The organism is Abyssibacter profundi, assembly GCF_003151135.1.
GTDB lineage: Bacteria > Pseudomonadota > Gammaproteobacteria > Nevskiales > OUC007 > Abyssibacter > Abyssibacter profundi.
Genome location: NZ_QEQK01000005.1, coordinates 304,555 through 320,781, shown reverse-complemented (window position 1 = coordinate 320,781; position 16,227 = coordinate 304,555). Strand labels below are relative to the sequence as shown.

Annotated in this window: 13 protein-coding genes, 1 tRNA gene and 1 pseudogene; 8 read left to right on the top strand and 7 right to left on the bottom strand. The window is 63.1% G+C overall.

Annotated features, from left to right (window positions below; all coding sequences use genetic code 11):
- Window positions 1–72: 72 nt before the first annotated feature.
- A complete protein-coding gene (locus DEH80_RS07270) occupies window positions 73–924 on the bottom strand; it encodes a transglutaminase domain-containing protein (RefSeq protein ID WP_109719801.1) in 852 nt (283 codons plus the stop codon).
- 2 nt (window positions 925–926) lie between these two features.
- Window positions 927–1,211, bottom strand: a complete 285-nt coding sequence (locus tag DEH80_RS07265) for a DUF350 domain-containing protein (RefSeq protein ID WP_438938289.1) — start codon at window positions 1,209–1,211, stop codon at window positions 927–929.
- Window positions 1,212–1,380: 169 nt separating this feature from the next.
- Here DEH80_RS07265 and DEH80_RS07260 point away from each other — a divergent pair, with 169 nt between their 5' ends.
- Window positions 1,381–2,715: an ABC1 kinase family protein gene (locus tag DEH80_RS07260; protein WP_109719800.1), complete on the top strand. Its 1,335-nt coding sequence runs from the start codon at window positions 1,381–1,383 to the stop codon at window positions 2,713–2,715.
- Here DEH80_RS07260 and DEH80_RS07255 read toward each other — a convergent pair.
- On the bottom strand, window positions 2,712–3,197 hold the full coding sequence (locus DEH80_RS07255; RefSeq protein WP_109719799.1) for a DUF456 domain-containing protein: 486 nt from the start codon (window positions 3,195–3,197) through the stop codon (window positions 2,712–2,714). The genes DEH80_RS07260 and DEH80_RS07255 overlap by 4 nt on opposite strands.
- A 166-nt stretch (window positions 3,198–3,363) precedes the next feature.
- On the opposite strand from DEH80_RS07255, the gene DEH80_RS07250 reads away from it, so the two are divergent.
- From DEH80_RS07250 to DEH80_RS07230, 5 genes are all read left to right on the top strand, one after another.
- Window positions 3,364–4,605, top strand: a complete 1,242-nt coding sequence (locus DEH80_RS07250; protein ID WP_109719798.1) for an EAL domain-containing response regulator — start codon at window positions 3,364–3,366, stop codon at window positions 4,603–4,605.
- Window positions 4,599–5,105, top strand: coding sequence for a type 2 periplasmic-binding domain-containing protein (locus DEH80_RS07245; RefSeq protein ID WP_207774517.1), 507 nt, complete (start codon window positions 4,599–4,601; stop codon window positions 5,103–5,105). Before DEH80_RS07250 ends, DEH80_RS07245 begins: the two co-directional genes overlap by 7 nt.
- Complete coding sequence (locus DEH80_RS07240) at window positions 5,102–6,256, top strand: translocation/assembly module TamB domain-containing protein (protein ID WP_109719797.1); 1,155 nt, start codon at window positions 5,102–5,104, stop codon at window positions 6,254–6,256. Before DEH80_RS07245 ends, DEH80_RS07240 begins: the two co-directional genes overlap by 4 nt.
- Window positions 6,257–6,337: 81 nt before the next feature.
- Entirely contained in the window at window positions 6,338–9,163 is a 2,826-nt protein-coding gene (locus tag DEH80_RS07235) for an ATP-binding protein (protein ID WP_109719796.1), read from the top strand.
- Window positions 9,164–9,417: 254 nt separating this feature from the next.
- Window positions 9,418–10,410, top strand: a complete 993-nt coding sequence (locus DEH80_RS07230) for a GGDEF domain-containing protein (protein WP_165831347.1) — start codon at window positions 9,418–9,420, stop codon at window positions 10,408–10,410.
- Window positions 10,411–11,028: 618 nt separating this feature from the next.
- Here DEH80_RS07230 and DEH80_RS07225 read toward each other — a convergent pair.
- The 4 genes from DEH80_RS07225 to alaS form a co-directional block, all read right to left on the bottom strand.
- A tRNA-Ser gene (locus DEH80_RS07225) sits at window positions 11,029–11,121 on the bottom strand.
- Between the two features lie 84 nt (window positions 11,122–11,205).
- The gene (gene csrA, locus DEH80_RS07220) at window positions 11,206–11,397 is read right to left on the bottom strand and encodes a carbon storage regulator CsrA (protein WP_109719794.1); all 192 of its coding nucleotides are present in this window, start codon (window positions 11,395–11,397) and stop codon (window positions 11,206–11,208) included.
- Between the two features lie 109 nt (window positions 11,398–11,506).
- Window positions 11,507–12,736, bottom strand: a complete 1,230-nt coding sequence (locus DEH80_RS07215; protein ID WP_109719793.1) for an aspartate kinase — start codon at window positions 12,734–12,736, stop codon at window positions 11,507–11,509.
- Complete coding sequence (gene alaS, locus DEH80_RS07210; RefSeq protein ID WP_207774516.1) at window positions 12,736–15,351, bottom strand: alanine--tRNA ligase; 2,616 nt, start codon at window positions 15,349–15,351, stop codon at window positions 12,736–12,738. Before alaS ends, DEH80_RS07215 begins: the two co-directional genes overlap by 1 nt.
- Here alaS and DEH80_RS17560 point away from each other — a divergent pair.
- On the top strand, window positions 15,350–16,066 hold the full coding sequence (locus tag DEH80_RS17560) for an SEL1-like repeat protein (RefSeq protein ID WP_243412771.1): 717 nt from the start codon (window positions 15,350–15,352) through the stop codon (window positions 16,064–16,066). The genes alaS and DEH80_RS17560 overlap by 2 nt on opposite strands.
- Window positions 16,002–16,148, top strand: a pseudogene (locus DEH80_RS17795) (energy transducer TonB); the annotation flags it as partial. The gene DEH80_RS17560 and the pseudogene DEH80_RS17795, both read left to right, overlap by 65 nt.
- Window positions 16,149–16,227: the final 79 nt, after the last annotated feature.

Below are 16,227 nucleotides of genomic sequence, written 5' to 3'. Positions count from 1 at the left end.
GCCAGCCGGTCCACAAACCGTGCCAGCCGGCGCGTCATTGGCGGATTGTCGATCCGCGTCGGTAGGCCATCATCAAAACGTCGCGCCAGGCGTGAACTGGCTGCGCCGCTGCCAACGCGGCCCCTGGTAATCCGTCGTCAACCGTGAGCCGGTATTCACCCAGAAGGCGTGACGGTTGAACATCATTTCGGGATGGTAATCGGTCTCCAAGCGCGCAAGCGGGTAGCGGAACCGGCCCGTCACGCCCTGCTTGCGTGTGGCCTCCAGCAGATAAGCCTGTCCATCCCGTAGCAAGACCACCCAGGCATGACCCCCGCCCCGGTACTGGCCGAGCACGACACGGGCGTCCTCGCCCTGCTCGATCAGCCAGTCAGCCAGGGCCAGCGCATGGTCTTCGCAATCCCCCCGTGGCGCAACGAAGGCCTGCTCGCTGGTCTGCCAGACTTCCTGACGCCCGGCGTATTGCAAATGGTCGTATTGGTATCGCTTGCGTAGCGCCAGCACCTGCAGGGGCTCCAGCAGATTGCTGGCCTCGTAGGGCCGATAACCCACGAGGTAGCCGTTCACGATGTGATGACGCCAGTCCGTCCCCATGGCGCTGGCCGTGGCGCGATCACGCCCGTCGATGTCATAGGTAAAGAATGCGCTGGGCTGGCCGCGCGCGCCGGCGATGCGCAGCACATCCGCCGCCGCCACCTGCCGACCGGAATGCAGCACCTCCAGCCAGCCGTCCGCCGCCGCCCTGGGCCCGCGGGTACGCAGGTCACGCACGGCAACATCCAGGTCTTCGGCGAAGGGTTGATCGCGTGCGTAGTCCGGTACGGCCACCTCAACGGCTGACCGCGCGAACTGGTCGAGCAGCGCCAGCAAGGCCACCACCACCATCAGGGGTGTCAGCCAGCCACCGCGCCGCCGCCGGATCACCGTTAGCCCTTGAACCCAAAGGTGACGATCAGGGCCACGAACAACATCAGCGAGGACGCGAAGATCGCCACGGCAACATTGCCCTTGCGCAGCTCTTCCTCAAAGCTGATCGACGGCATCATCTTGCGATCCACCCACAACAACGCCACCACGGCCACCACCAGCGCAACAATGGTGTAGAGCAAATTGATGCCCAGATTGAACAAAGTGGCGATCAGAAAATCAGAGGACATGCGAAGCATCCGGTACGTGATGAGTTCAAAACCCAGGACTGAGCACGCAGGCAACAGCGGCTCGTCTCGGGCAGCGGACGAATCTGCCGACTAAGCAATTGGGCGCGGCCCCAGGTCATCCCCGCCACGGAGTTTACGACAGCCGTGGCCCTGCGGTGGCCCGACGGACCGACGCGCCATTGAACAGGCACTCCACCCTGGGGCGCCGACTACACTGCAGGTCATGAACGACGAATCTGGCACCCAGACAGGCGGACGCCGCGGACGCACCCTGCTAGGTCTGGGTATGCGCACGGCTGCCCGCAGCGCGTGGATGGGCGCACGGGCGTTGCTACCCGGCGAGTCTGACCGTGCCGCCGCGCTGCAGGCACTGGGCGCCGATTGGGTCAGGACACTGGGTCAGCTCAAGGGCGCGGCGATGAAGCTGGGCCAGTTTGCGTCGCTGCTCCGCGGCGTGCTGCCCGATCCCGTCGTCGACCAGCTCGAAGCCCTGCAGCAACAGGCCGAACCGCTTCCCTTCGACCGCATCCAACCGATCGTGGAAGACCAGATCGGGCCGCTGGATGCGCACTTCGAGTGGATCGAACCACAGGCACTGGCTGCCGCGTCGATGGGGCAGGTGCATCGCGCCCGGCTGCACGATGGCCGCGCGGTGGTGGTCAAGGTCCGTTACCCCGGCGTCCGGGCGGCCATTGATGACGACCTGCGCCAGTTGGCTCGCATTATCAAAAGTGCCCGCGTCCTCCAGATCGACGCCGCCTCCCTGGACGGCAGCCTGGCCGAGATTCGGGCACGACTCCATGAGGAAGCCGACTATCGAATCGAGCGTCAGAATCTGGCGCGCTTTAGCGCCGACACCCGCGTACCCGGCGTGCATCTGCCCGAGGCCATCGATGCGCTGAGCGGCGAATCGGTTCTCGTGCTCACCGAACACCCAGCCCGGCGACTGAGCGACGCGGTTCAGGCATCGCCGATCGAACGTGAGCAATGGGCGCTGACCCTAAGCCGCTGGCTGCTGCATCAACTGCTGACCACAGGGCTGATCCACGCCGACCCCAATCCCGGCAATTTCGGCTTTCTGCCCAACGGAGAACTGGTGCTGTACGACTTCGGCTGCATCAAGGCCTTGCCACCCGGTCTGGTCGAGCAGCTGCGTGTCGGTTTGCAGCACGGCATCGCCAGCGATTGGTCGGAGCTGCACGCGCTGCTGATCGAATTAGGCGCCCTGACACCCAGCGGTGCGCAGCGCCTGGACGCCTTGCGTCCGCTGTACGAAGCCACGCATGAGGCCGCGCTGGGACGATTGCTGGCCGAGCCCGACTATGACTTCGGGCAAGACGAGATTCATGAGCGCATGCGCGCCTTGGCCCCGCTGCACTTCCGACACATCCGCGACTTTCGCAGTGTTCCGGACCTGCTGTTCGCCGGCCGCACGCTCAGTGGCTACTACTGGATGTTGCGGCAGCTCGAGGCGACGGTCCCGCTACGCGCGCTGCTCGATGAAACCCTGAGCCAGGCGGTTCAACCCGTTCGCGTACCGGCGACCCCACCGGCCTAGAAGAACCGCACCGCCACAAACACCCCGATCATGATGATGCCCAAGGCCACTTTGGCCACGGTGCCGACCAGCAAACCGATGGTGGCACCAATGCCCGCCCGGCCTGCCGCATCAAGATTACGACCGGCGATCACCTCACCGGCCACAGCCCCGATGAAAGGCCCGGCGATCAAGCCAATGGGGAAAAAGAACATGCCCGCAATGGCGCCCACCGTGGCGCCAAACACCGCCCAACCCGAGGCTCCGAACCGTCTTGCGCCCAGTGCGCCCGCGATGAAATCCAGCGCAACGGCGATCAGCATCAGGACAAAGAGCACCGCCAGCGTCTTGGTCCCCACATGGGCGAACTGCTCGGCCCAGGCCGCCATCACCATCCCGCCCCACATGAGCGGTGGGCCGGGGATGGCCGGGAAGACCAGACCCACCACACCGAGTATCAGCAGCAGGGCGGCACCACTCCAGATCAGGATTTCAACGGGCATTGGCTCGAACGTCGCAGGTGGAAGAGCAGGCGGGCCACCAGTTTAGGGAAACACTAATCGATTCGCGTCGCCCGGTTGCTGCCTGCAGACGGAACGGGCCGGTTTTCACACGGCGTTGACGGCCTGTGGGTAAGCTCTCGTTCTGCGAAACCATGTGTGGAGCAAGATGACAACTGCGCAGAACCTGGAGTCTCGGTTGCCGCAACGCGTGCTTGTGGTCGACGACGACCCGTTTACATGCGACGTGGTCAAGCGTCGGCTTGAACGTCTTGGAGTCTCGACCGTCCTCACCGCGGGTTCGGTGGAGGAGGCCCGGACATGCCTGTCGGATTCCGCGCGCATGGACCTGATTTTCTGCGACCTGGGCATGCCGGATGAAGATGGCGTGACCTTGCTACGGGGCTTGTCTCCAGAGCACGCGGAATGCGGCATCGTGCTCATCTCGGCCATTAGCGACAAGCTGCTGCGCGTCGTTGGTAACTTGGTGTCCGCCCATGGTCTCTGGCTGCTGGGCACGCTGAGCAAACCGCTCACAACCCATGACTTCGACCAGGTCTTGGTGGCCTGGAATCAAGGCCCGCGACCCAGTATCGATCGCCCGCAGGCCCAGCTCAGCGTGGACCGGCTGAGCGCCGCCATCCGTGACGGCGAGATCCAGGTCCATGTGCAGCCGCAATGTGCACTGGACACGGGACAGCTGGTCGGCGTCGAAGCGCTGAGCCGCTGGACATTGCCCGGATACGGGCCGGTGTTTCCTGATCTGTTCATCCCGTTTGCGACAACGCATGGACTGCTCAACGAACTGACCGAACACGTCATCACCGAGGTGATCAACGCGCTCTCCACATGGAATGAGCACGGCCTGACTTTGACGGCGTCGATCAATATCGCGGCGAGTACATTGCATCGAGTGGATCTGCCGGAGTTCGTGATCGACCTCTGTACAAGTCGAGGCGTCAACCCGAATCAGCTGGTTTTCGAGCTCACTGAATCTGACGTGATCAACGACCTGACCCGGGCGCTCGATGTCGCGTCCCGCCTTTACCTGGCGGGTGTCACCTTGTCGCTGGACGACTATGGAACCGGACAGGCCACACTCAGCCAGCTTCGCCAGTTTCCGTTCGGGGAAATCAAGCTCGATCGATCATTTGTCGCATCGATGCGGGAAGACACTGAAGCCAGAACCATCGTGGAATCCAGCTGCCGCCTGGCACGCAGCCTCGAACTGCGCTGTGTGGCCGAGGGGGTTGAGGATGCGCTGACGCTTCAGATGGTCCGACAACTGGACTGCGATTTGGTCCAGGGATATCTCATCGCCAAGCCCATGCCCATTGGCCAGTTGCTGGACTGGTCGCAGCAACACAAGTCCATCGCAGCCTTGGGTGTGAGCCACCCCTCTGCGTGCTGAAAGCACTGCGAATCGTCGCACGGACGCGGGGGGCGCTGGGCGTACTGCTGGGCAGCCTGATCCTGCTGGCGCCCGGCACATCGTGGACGCAAGACGGTGACTCCGATCCGGACATCGAGATCATCACGCATCCGCAACGCGTTGATGCCGGATTCAAGAAAGACACGTTGCGCGCCCTGTTCTCGATGCGCCAGCGCAGCTGGCCCGACGGAGAACGCGTGCAGGTCTTCGTGTTTCCCGACCACAGTCGGGATCACCAGCACTTCTGCAAGCACATGCTCGGCACATTCCCCTACGTACTTCGGGCGATCTGGGACCGCTTGGTCTTCACCGGCACCGGGTTTGCGCCCATTGAAGTTCAAAGCGCAGAAGAAATGCGCCGGCGCGTGCGCCAGACGCCTGGCGCCATTGGATACATCGTGCACCGCAGGAAGCACATCGAGGGACCGGTCAGCCTGCTGGCCGACACCCAGCCCGCTACCGACGGGGAGACTCCATGATCAATCGAAGCCTGATCGCCTTCATTGCAAGCCTGGCCGCCACAACTGGCCAGGCCGAGCTTCGCCCCGATTATCAGGTGCATGGCTTTGCCGCACAGGGCTTCGTCTTGACGGATGGCAACAACCTGTTCGGCGACAGCCAGGATGGCAGCTTCGATCTGCGGGAAATGGGCATCAACGCGCAGTGGCAGCCTCTCAACGGGTTCGGTATTTCAGGCCAGCTGCTCTCGCGCCGGGCCGGCGCCGTCGATGACGGCTCACCGCGGGTGGACTTTCTGTTTGCAGACCTAGCGTTGCAGCAGATGGCCACCGACGGCCGCGAGGTCGGACTGCGCCTCGGTCGCGTCAAGAACCCGTTCGGACTGTTCAACGAAACACGCGATGTGGTCTTCGCGCGCCCGAGCATCCTGCTGCCGCAATCCATCTACTACGACGGCGAAGGATTGCGCAGCTTGCTGTTCTCCGTGGACGGAGTGCAGCTCTATGGGCAGTTCGATCACGGCGCGCACTTCACCCAGGTCACCATGAATTACGCGCTGAACTTCACGCTGTCCGAGGACGAAAAACGCGAACTGTTTGGTGGCACACCCCCGGCGGGCGATGTCCGTGTCAGCCGCTATTCGGTCACACGGGCCATGACGGATTGGCAGGCCGGCGTCTTCAGAACAGCGGCCACGCTGCTCACGGCACGCTTGGATCTTTCGCTCCAGGGCATGCCGCCACAAATGTTTGATGCGAGCATCGCACTGTTCTCTGCACGCTGGAATCTTGCGCGGCTGAGCCTGTTTGGTGAGTACTCATTGGTCACGTTTTCCGGGGAGACCACCACCCGATCCGATGGCGGTTATCTGCAAGGCGAATACCGGTTCTCACCTGGCCTGACCGGCTTCGCGCGGCTCGGCGCGCGATTTCTGGATCGGAACGACCGCGACGGATCCGCTTTTGCCAGCGCCACAGGACTGCCGGCACACACACGCTATGGACGCGCCGCCGCAACCGGTTTGCGTTGGCAAATTGATTCCCAGTGGGGCATTTCAGGCGAATGGCATGCCATCAACGGAAGCGGCACCGTACCGGCGCTGGACAACCCCGACAGTGATCGCGAGTCACCCTGGCACGCCCTGCTGATCATGGCCGGTTATCGCTTCTAACCGCCGCGCAAGCCTTTAGGCCAACGCCCCGTGCGACATCGCAATCAGCACAGACGGCCCATCCTGGCACCGACACAACGCTTGGGCCTACGATTCAAGCTGCTCGGCATCCTCGTATTGGTACTGGGCGTCACCCAAACCAGCGTCGGCCTGCATCAATACCGGGCGACCACGCAGGCCAACCACCAGTTCATCACCAAGCAGCTGCAACGCGCGGCGCTCGGTCTACAGCCGCAGCTGGATGCCGCAGTCGATGCCTTGTCGCAACTCGCGGCGCAGATCGCTGCGTCCATCCCAGAAGATGCGGGCGGCCCCGGCGCGGTTGAACAGGCCATCGCGGCCGAGCTGCTGGCTTCTGTCGGCTCATTCCACCTCTACGATGAGCGGGGATCCGAACTGGCCAGCTGGGGTGACGACCCGGTGGTTCGACTCTCCGAGTCCGAGCGCAGGGAGCAGGTGCAAGACACCGTGAACAGGGGGGCGCCAGAACGCTCATTGGAATGCGCGGACGCGTGTCGAATCGAAGTCTGGCTACCGGTGATTCATCATTCGGGTGCGATTCGGGTCGCTCGTATCAGCGAACCATTGGTGGTCGTGCTCCAGCGCATGCATCAGGTGCTCGGTATCGATCTGATCCTCACCGCCTCCCAATCCGATGGCCCGATTCGCCTGTTTGGGCGCAACGTGCTGGCGATGAGCCGAGCCGATTTCTTGCAGCCCTGGCTGCAGGTATTCTCACAAGCCAGCTTGCAGGCCCCAGACCAGACGGCCCTCCGCGTTCGCGCCGATGACACCCACTGGGTGCTGTCTTCTCAGGTCATCGGCTGGCAGCAGACGGGCGAAGCCGCCATCGTGCTCGCGATGGATGTCAGCGACTACCAGGCTGCGGTACAACAAGCCAGCCGACGTACAGCGCTGGTGTCTGGAGCGGGCCTGCTGGTTTCGCTATTGGCGGTGATGTGGCTGATCTCGCCGACGTTGAATCGACTCCGCAACGTCACCACGGCGCTACCACTGTTGGCGGAGAACGCGTTCGATGCCGCGCGCAAGACCATTGGCCGCGCAGCACCGGCGGGCCTGGCCCCCACCGACGAGGTGGACGCCCTGAAGCAAAGCGCCAGATGGCTTGCCGACCGGCTGGAGTCGCTGGCGGAGGTCGAGTCTGAAAGCGAGGCCAAGTCCGAGTATCTGGCCATGGCCAGTCATGAAATTCGCACGCCGCTGAACGGCATACTCGGCATGCTCGAGCTGCTCTGGAACGCCCCGATGACCGCGGGCCAGCGTGAGCAAGTCCGCGTAGCACTGGACTCTGCAGAGGCCCTGCGCGCAGTCATCGACGACATTCTGGACATTTCGAGAATCGAGGCACGGCGGCTCGATTTGGAATCCTCAGCGTTCGTGCTTGCCGATGTTGTCCATCAAGCCGCGACCACCTGGTGGGTCCGCGCCCTGCAACAGGGACTGGAGCTGCTGGTCTACATCGACCCGAAACTGTCGACCGAATACCTGGGGGACGCCTCAAGACTCCGCCAAGTCCTGCTCAACTTGATTAGCAATGCCGTGAAATTCACGTCGCAGGGGCAGGTGTTGATTCGTGTCACACCGGCAACCGACCAGGGCGTGATGATCGCGGTTGAAGACACGGGCATCGGCATCGCAGCGGAGGCCCAGGAACGCTTGTTCGAGCCTTTCGCCCAAGCCAGTCGTTCCACCAGCCGTCAGTACGGCGGGAGCGGACTGGGGCTGTCGATTTGCCGAGGGCTTGTTGAGTTAATGGGCGGAACCATTCGCGTAGACTCCCATCCAGGTCATGGCAGTTGTTTTTCGATGCAGTTGCCGCTCAAGCCGGTCAAGAGCGGCAGCCTGCCACTCGGCCTGGGGCCGCTGACCATCAACCTTGCTCAGCTGAAAAACCCGGACGAGCAATCGATTCTGGAGAGTTATTTGGAAGCCGAGCAGCTGCGCGTTACGACGCAGGCAGCCGATCTGCAAATTGAAGAAGCGCCCGGAGCCCTCCGGCAACTTTGCATCCGCGCGACCAGCGGAGCCACGTCCAGCTTGCAACGCCCTGTTAGTCGACACCAGCTGCGGGAGGCCTTGTTGGCCGTCACCAACACCAGCAGCCCTCCCGCCACGTCCACCGCTTCGAGAGCGCTGATCGAGGAACAGCAGCACCGCATTCTGTTGGTTGAGGACCATCCGGTAAACCGTACCGTGCTGACCCGGCAATTGGAGCGACTGGGGTATCAGGTCACAAGCTGTGAGTGCGCCGAAGCGGCATTGCAGCACCTCCGCACCAGGCCTTATGCGCTGATGATCACGGATCTGGAAATGCCGGGGATGGACGGTCTCGCGCTTTGTCGCACCGTCAGAGCTCAGGGCACGGTCAATCAGCACATCCCGATTCTGGTCGCCACTGCGCATACGCAACGCTTCAATCGCGAACATGCCATGGAAGCCGGCGCCACTGACTATCTGATCAAGCCCATCCGCCTGGAGGGACTGAATGCGGCGCTCAGCCGTATCCTGGACTCAGCAACCACCATCCCTGCCACCACGTCCACCGACATTCGGCGGCATGACGTCCCCATCGACACCCGTTATCTGATCGAAGAGCTGGGAGAAGACCCGGGACAATTGCGGAGCACGCTGCGCCTGTTCATTGACACCAACCGAGCAACGCTGTCTGAGTTATCCCCTGCCATTGGCCGCCGTGACTGGCGACAAATCGAGGCACTAACTCACCGGATACTGGGCTCGGCAAGAACAGCGGGCGCCACCCAACTCTGCCAAGCCCTGGAAGCCCTCGGCGAGGCGGCCAAGACGCAGGATCAAAGCATCTCCGCACGGTTCACAGACGTCGAGCAGGTCTTCGTCGCCACGGAACAATTCGTGGACAACCTCTAGACTTCACCCACGAAAATCGTCCGCCTATCGGGCCAACGCGTCCGGCAGACAATGCCTTGCGTATCCTTGCGCAGTCATGCTGCGTGCTCGACCCGAATGAGGGCTTGAATCCAGTAGCCGTGCGCCTCCGAACTTTTGTTCTGGATGTGCATTGCTGCAGTCAGCCTGCGGCTGTGTCTCCCTCCATTCTGAATTGACCCGAGATGAAACCGAACCCGACGACCGTTACCGCCCAGCAAAGCGCACAACAACCAATGAGCGCGTCAGAAAGCATGGGCTGGTTGCTGGGTTTGGTTCGCGCTGCCTGCGATGTGGAGGTCGCGCACTTTGAACCGCGTGGTCACGCATTGCGCCCTCAAACCGATACGCAGCCTGGACTCATGCTCGAACCGGCGGATCGCGATGACATTCGCGAGCTCAGCGAGCTGACGTTGGCTCTCAATGCCCAGAGTTTCCAGGCGCCCAGTATCCGCGGCGCCAGGCAATTTCGTGGCACGACGGCCGCCGGGCGCTCGCGGCGCTTTCGGCACTTCTCCTCGTGGCGTGTTGATGTCGACGGCAACCGCGAGCTTTCGGGTCAGCTGTGTCTTTACTCCAGCGCATCCCGACTGTTGACCCCAGACCAGACCCGACAGGCGCGGCATGCGGCGCAGTTGGCGGCCTCCTGGTTAGGGACGATGAGCGACGCCACAACTGATGACCTGACCGACACGCTGGAGCGGGGGCACGGCGCCGAGCTGCTGGAAAAGGACCTGGCTCGATCGATCAGAACGCTCAAGCCGTTCGTAATCGCCATGATCGACCTGGACCACTTCAAGCAGTTGAACGATTCCTCGGGGCACCACACGGGTGACGAAGCGCTGCAACTCACCGCCCGGCTGCTACGCGAGGTGTACAAGCGCGCAAGTGACGGTGTCGTGCGCTGGGGCGGCGAAGAGTTCCTGGTTTTTCATCCGGAAACCCAGCCCAACGAAGGGACGGAGCGACTCGAATCCTTCATGCTGAAGCTGGCACAGGCCAAGTTCGCACACCCCCATGGCATCGATGGCCGCCTGACAGCTTCGGCCGGCGTGGTGCGATTCCAGCCCAGCCCACAAGACTTCCGTAGCGGCGACATGAAGGCCAAAGCCGAGACGCTGGTGCGCCAAGCCGATCAAGCGATGTACAGAGCCAAGCGGGACGGTCGGAACCGGTTTTGCGTCGGATCGACCCTGGAGCGGCCTGAGACCACAAACGCAAGCACCTAGAAGGACCGCTCGCCTGCCACCATCTGAGGGCTAGACCGCGCAGCGGCGCACTGACGCCGCTGTCCGAGCCGAGGCGCTCGCTCCGGCACCCTTCCCGCATGATTGAACAGCAAGGCGACTCCCCGGCGCACGGAGAGCTGACTCGGGCCGCGCAGGCCCTCGTCGCTTCGCTCCCGCGTCCGATTGGGCCGTCCTGGCCCAATCGTCGAACCGGGGGCTCTCATCCAAATCCCCTTCCCCACCAAACGAAAAAGCCCCGCTGGTGCGGGGCTTAATCATTGCGGAAAAGGAGGGATTGCGCGGCCCATCCCTGGGCCGCGTCCTGCGGACTCGCTGCGCTCGCGCCGATCTGCTCCCGGCAGATCGGTCGAACCGGGGGCTCTCATCCAAATCCCCTTCMCCRCCAAACGAAAAAGCCCCGCTGGTGCGGGGCTTTCTCATTTGGCGGAGAAGGAGGGATAGACTCGGGCCATCCTGGCCCTCGCCGCTGCGCGGCGCCGTCGCTGCGCTCCCGCGTCCGATTGGGCCGTCCTGGCCCAATCGTCGAACCGGGGGCTCTCATCCAAATCCCCTTCCCCACCAAACGAAAAAGCCCCGCTGGCGCGGGGCTTTCTCATTTGGCGGAGAAGGAGGGATTCGAACCCTCGATGAGGCTATAAACCCCATACTCCCTTAGCAGGGGAGCGCCTTCAGCCGCTCGGCCACTTCTCCGTAGGGTTGGCTTGGATGTCGCGGGTGTCGCGCCAGCCAAAGCGGGCGTGATTGTACGCGGCGCGGCGCTTGAGGGCCAGCCGCTTATTCGTCGACGGGCTCGTTGGCCGCTTCTTCCTTCTGGATTCGGTCGTAGATTTCCTGTCGGTGCACTGCGACCGAGCGCGGTGCGTTGACGCCAAGACGTACCTGATTGCCTTTGACGCCCAGAACCGTGACGGTGACCTCGTCACCGATCATGACTGTCTCGCCGACACGTCGGGTCAAAATGAGCATGCTTGTACTCCATGTACAGACCGCAATGTTGCCGTCCCAAGGTCCCTTTGGGCCGTCTCGTGACGCCCCTTGCCAAGGCTTCCGAGAATATCAGAACGCCGGCGGCGTGTTAGATCGCGGTTTCGATGTCCAATCCGAACGCAGCGTGCAGGGCTCGCACGGCGAGTTCGAGATACTTGTCTTCAACAACAACCGAGATCTTGATTTCGGAGGTCGAGATCATTCGGATGTTGATGCCCTCATGCGCCAGCGTCTCGAACATGCGTCCGGCGATGCCCGCGTGTGAGCGCATACCCACTCCGACCACAGAAATCTTCACGATATCCACGGCGCCGAGCACCGCGCCTGCACCCACGCGTTCGGCGGCCGCCCGCAGCACGTCGAGGGTGCGCTCGTAGTCATTGCGATGCACGGTAAACGTGAGGTCTGTGGTCCCGTCGGAACCCACGTTCTGCACGATCATGTCGACTTCGATGTTCGCCTGTCCGACCGGCGACAGCACCGAGGAGGCAATACCGGGTTGATCGGGCACGCCCTTGACCGTGACCTGGGCTTCATCCCGATTGAACGCGATCCCGGAGATCAGCGGTTGTTCCATTTCGTCTTCCTCATCGAGGGAAATCAGCGTGCCGGGACCATCCTGGAAGGTCGATAGCACGCGTAGGGGCACGCGGTACTTACCAGCGAATTCAACGGCGCGAATCTGCAACACCTTGGAGCCCAGGCTCGCCATTTCCAGCATCTCTTCGAAGGTGATGCGGGTCATACGGCGGGCGCGGGGTTCAACGCGCGGGTCGGTGGTGTACACCCCATCCACGTCGGTAAAGATCTGGCACTCGTCGGCCTTGAGCGCGGCGGCAAGCGCCACCCCCGTGGTATCGGAGCCTCCGCGCCCCAGGGTCGTGATGTCTCCGTCTTCGGTCACGCCCTGGAAACCCGCCACGATCACGATGCGACCGGCTTCGAGATCAGCGTCGATCCGTTCACGATCAATGGACTGGATACGGGCCTTGCCATGCGCTTCGTCGGTGACGATGCGCACCTGCCCGCCGGTGTAGGACCGCGCGGGCACGCCCATCTGCTCCAGCACCATGGCCAATAGCGCAATGGTGACCTGCTCGCCGGTCGACAGCAGCACGTCCATTTCACGCGGCTCAGGTTGGGCGCTGGCCTCGCGGGCGAGGCCGATCAGCCGGTCGGTCTCGCCGGACATGGCCGACACCACGACCACCACCTTGTGGCCTTGCGCCCGACTCGCCGCCACCTTGCTGGCGACATGCTTGATGCGCTCGACCGTGGCGACGGATGTCCCGCCAAATTTCTGTACGTACAACGCCATCAGGCATCTGCCTCCGTGGCCAATTGGGTTTGCAGCCATCGCCGCGCGGCATCCAGCGCGGTGTCGAGTCCCTCCGGCTGGCTGCCACCTGCTTGCGCCATGTCGGGACGGCCGCCGCCACGCCCGCCGACTTCAGCCGCCGCGATGTTGACCAGATCGCCCGCCTTCACGCGAGCGGTCGCGTCCTTGGACACGCCGGCGATGAGCAAGACCTTCTCGCCCTGCACCGCTCCAAGCACGATGGCGGCGGTACCCAGCTTGTTTTTCAGCTGGTCGACCGTGTCGCGTAGCGTCTTGACGTCAGCGCCATCCAGGCGCGCGGCCAGCGTTGCGACGCCGCCGTGCTCTACGGCCTGACTCGCCAGATCGGAGCCCTGTGACGACGCCAGCTTGCCCTTGAGTCGCTCCAGCTCCTTCTCCAGTTGGCGGCTACGCTCGACCAGACCGGCCACCTTGCCTTCCACTTCATCCGGTGAGGACTTGACCAGCCCGGCGATGCCGTCCAGCCGCGCCTGCGCACCACGAACCCAGTCCAGGGCGTCGAGCCCGGTGACGGCTTCGATGCGGCGCACCCCGGCGGCCACGCCCGATTCCGAGGTGATTTTGAACAGGCCGATATCACCCAAACGCTGGACATGCGTGCCGCCGCAGAGTTCGGTCGAGAACTCGCCGAACTGGAGCACCCTGACCTTGTCGCCGTACTTCTCTCCGAACAAGGCCATGGCGCCAGAGGCGATGGCATCGTCATAGCTTTGCTCGCGGGTCTGCGCCGCCGTGTTGGTGAGAATGCGCGCATTCACACGCTGTTCGATCTCGGCCAGTTGCTCGGCTGTGACCGGCTCCGGCTGGGAGAAGTCAAAGCGCAGACGATCTGGAGCGACCAGAGAGCCTTTCTGCGCCACGTGTTCGCCCAGGGTCTCGCGCAACACCGCATGCAGCAGATGCGTCGCCGAATGGTTGCGCATGATGGCCGCCCGCCGCGCGCTATCGATACGCGCGTCCACCACATCACCGACGGCGAGGCGCCCCCCGGTCACAGAGCCGTGATGGCCAAAGGCCCCACCCGGCTGCTTGCGGGTATCGGTGACACGGAACACGGTCTCGCCGCAGCGCAGTTCGCCGGTATCGCCCACCTGGCCGCCCGACTCGGCGTAAAACGGTGTCGAATCCAACACCACAATGGCCGACTGTCCCGGCTGGATGGATTCCACTATGTCGCCGTCGACGATGAGCGTTGTGACCCGACCCTGGCCCTCGACCTCGGCGTAACCGACAAACTCGGTCGCCTCGGTCACCGCCACGGCGGATTCCGCCGCGCCGAAACGGCTGGCCGCGCGTGCACGCTGGCGCTGGGCTTCCATCGCGGACTCAAAACCGGCCATGTCCACGGTGACATCGCGCTCACGGCAGACATCGGCGGTGAGGTCGACCGGAAATCCATAGGTGTCGTAGAGCTTGAAGGCCACCTCACCCGGCAGCACCTGGCCGTCCACCTCGGCCAGCGCGCTTTCCAGTAGCTGCATGCCCTGGGCCAGGGTCTCGGCAAAGCGCTGCTCCTCGCGGCGAATGGTCTGCTCCACATGCGATGCGGCGTTGGCCAATTCGGGGTAGGCCGCGCCCATTTGCTCCACCAGCGGCGCGACCAGCTTGTCGAAGAATGGCTCGTCGATCCCCAGCTTGTACCCGTGCCGGATCGCCCGACGCATGATCCGCCGCAGGACAAAACCACGGCCCTCATTGGACGGCAGCACGCCGTCGACGATCAGGAATGCGGTGGCCCGGATATGGTCGGCGATGACCTTGAGCGAGGGATGCTCCAGATCCTTCTGGCCGGCAATCGCGCCGGCGGCCCGGATCAAGGCCTGGAACAAGTCGATTTCGTAGTTCGAATGCACGCCCTGGAGCACGGCGGCCAAACGCTCCAGGCCCATGCCGGTATCCACGGACGGTGCTGGCAGCGGCGCCAGCGTGCCATCGGCCGCCCGGTCGTACTGCATGAACACGAGATTCCAGATCTCGATGTAACGGTCGCCGTCTTCTTCGGGCGTTCCCGGCGGGCCGCCTGGAACCTCGGGTCCATGGTCGTAGAAGATTTCCGAACAGGGACCGCAGGGCCCCGTATCGCCCATGGTCCAGAAATTATCCTTGGCGCCGATCCGCGAGAAGCGCTCGGGGCTAACTCCCAGCTCGTCCAGCCAGATGGATGCAGCCTCGTCATCTTCTTCAAACACCGTGACCCAAAGCTTTTCGGGCGGTAAACCCAGCTTCTCGGTCAGAAAGGTCCATGCAAAGTGGATGGCTTCGCGTTTGAAGTAATCCCCGAAACTGAAATTACCCAGCATTTCGAAGAACGTGTGGTGCCGCGCGGTGTAGCCGACGTTATCGAGATCGTTGTGCTTGCCACCGGCACGGACACAGCGCTGCGAACTCACAGCACGGCTGTAGTCCCGACGTTCCTGCCCAAGAAATGTTTCCTTGAATTGCACCATCCCTGCATTGGTGAACAACAAGGTCGGATCATTGCCCGGCACCAGCGAGCTGGACCGCACGACGGCGTGTTCCTGCTCGGCAAAGTAGTCGAGAAACTGCTGTCGAATTTGCGCGAGTGTGATCATGCTCGGCCGGTGTTGGCTAGGTGAAAAAGGCGCGAAAGGATACGGTAGGACAGCAGCAAATCCCAAACTTCGACCATTCCGGATGGATACGATGCGCGCCTTTACCCGAATGCCTGTCCGCCGACGAAATCACACTCGACGCCAGGGTGGAGCCGGCGTTTTCATCGGGCTCGTCCTGCTGACATGCGCGGGGCGCGTCTCGGCAAGCCCGTCAGCCCCAGCAGCCAGCCCTGGCGGGCCGTTCGAATTCGCACTCGGCACCTATAACAATCAAGCGTTTGAAAGCGCCAGGGCACGATTCGAAGACTTGGCGCATCTTGGGCAGGCGTCTGCCCAAAGAAATCTGGCGGTCATGCTGGTCAAGGGCGAGGGAGGTGATCGCAACCTGCCCGCCGCCTACGCTTGGCTGACTGTGGCGGCCTCGCAAGGCGACTCGCAGGCCCAGGCGTTACAAGCACGAGCGGAAGCGCTGCTGAAGGATTCCGCGCAACTGGCGCTCGCTCACAAACTGGCTGAATCCTGGACATCTCAATTCTCGGAGCGGGCGGTCATGCAGAGCATCGAACCCGACTATGAGACATCGGATGCCGATTCGGAAGACTGGAAGAGTCTTCGCAATCTCACGGCCATCGAGCGAACCGCGCCGAGCTATCCCCCCCCGACTCGCCAGTCGTGGCGTCGAGGGTTGGGCCCAAATCCAGTTTCTGCTGCCTGATCACGGGCATCCGAGAGACTTGCGCTTGATTGCAAGTACGGAACCCGAATTTGCCAGAGCGGCGGCCGATGCCCTCAGACACTGGACATTCACGCTTCGCCGTACCGGCCTCACGCGGACGTATTCACAGCGGTTCAACTTCAGCAATAACCGTAGTGCTC

Excerpts from the sequence above, each read along its gene's own strand:
- DEH80_RS07255 (WP_109719799.1), bottom strand. The coding sequence starts at position 3,197 with ATGCCCGTTGAAATCCTGATCTGGAGTGGTGCCGCCCTGCTGCTGATA.
- DEH80_RS07240 (WP_109719797.1), top strand. The coding sequence starts at position 5,102 with ATGATCAATCGAAGCCTGATCGCCTTCATTGCAAGCCTGGCCGCCACA.
- DEH80_RS07250 (WP_109719798.1), top strand. The coding sequence starts at position 3,364 with ATGACAACTGCGCAGAACCTGGAGTCTCGGTTGCCGCAACGCGTGCTT.
- csrA (WP_109719794.1), bottom strand. The coding sequence starts at position 11,397 with ATGCTCATTTTGACCCGACGTGTCGGCGAGACAGTCATGATCGGTGAC.
- DEH80_RS07230 (WP_165831347.1), top strand. The coding sequence starts at position 9,418 with ATGAGCGCGTCAGAAAGCATGGGCTGGTTGCTGGGTTTGGTTCGCGCT.
- DEH80_RS17560 (WP_243412771.1), top strand. The coding sequence starts at position 15,350 with ATGCTCGGCCGGTGTTGGCTAGGTGAAAAAGGCGCGAAAGGATACGGT.
- DEH80_RS07215 (WP_109719793.1), bottom strand. The coding sequence starts at position 12,736 with ATGGCGTTGTACGTACAGAAATTTGGCGGGACATCCGTCGCCACGGTC.
- DEH80_RS07260 (WP_109719800.1), top strand. The coding sequence starts at position 1,381 with ATGAACGACGAATCTGGCACCCAGACAGGCGGACGCCGCGGACGCACC.
- alaS (WP_207774516.1), bottom strand. The coding sequence starts at position 15,351 with ATGATCACACTCGCGCAAATTCGACAGCAGTTTCTCGACTACTTTGCC.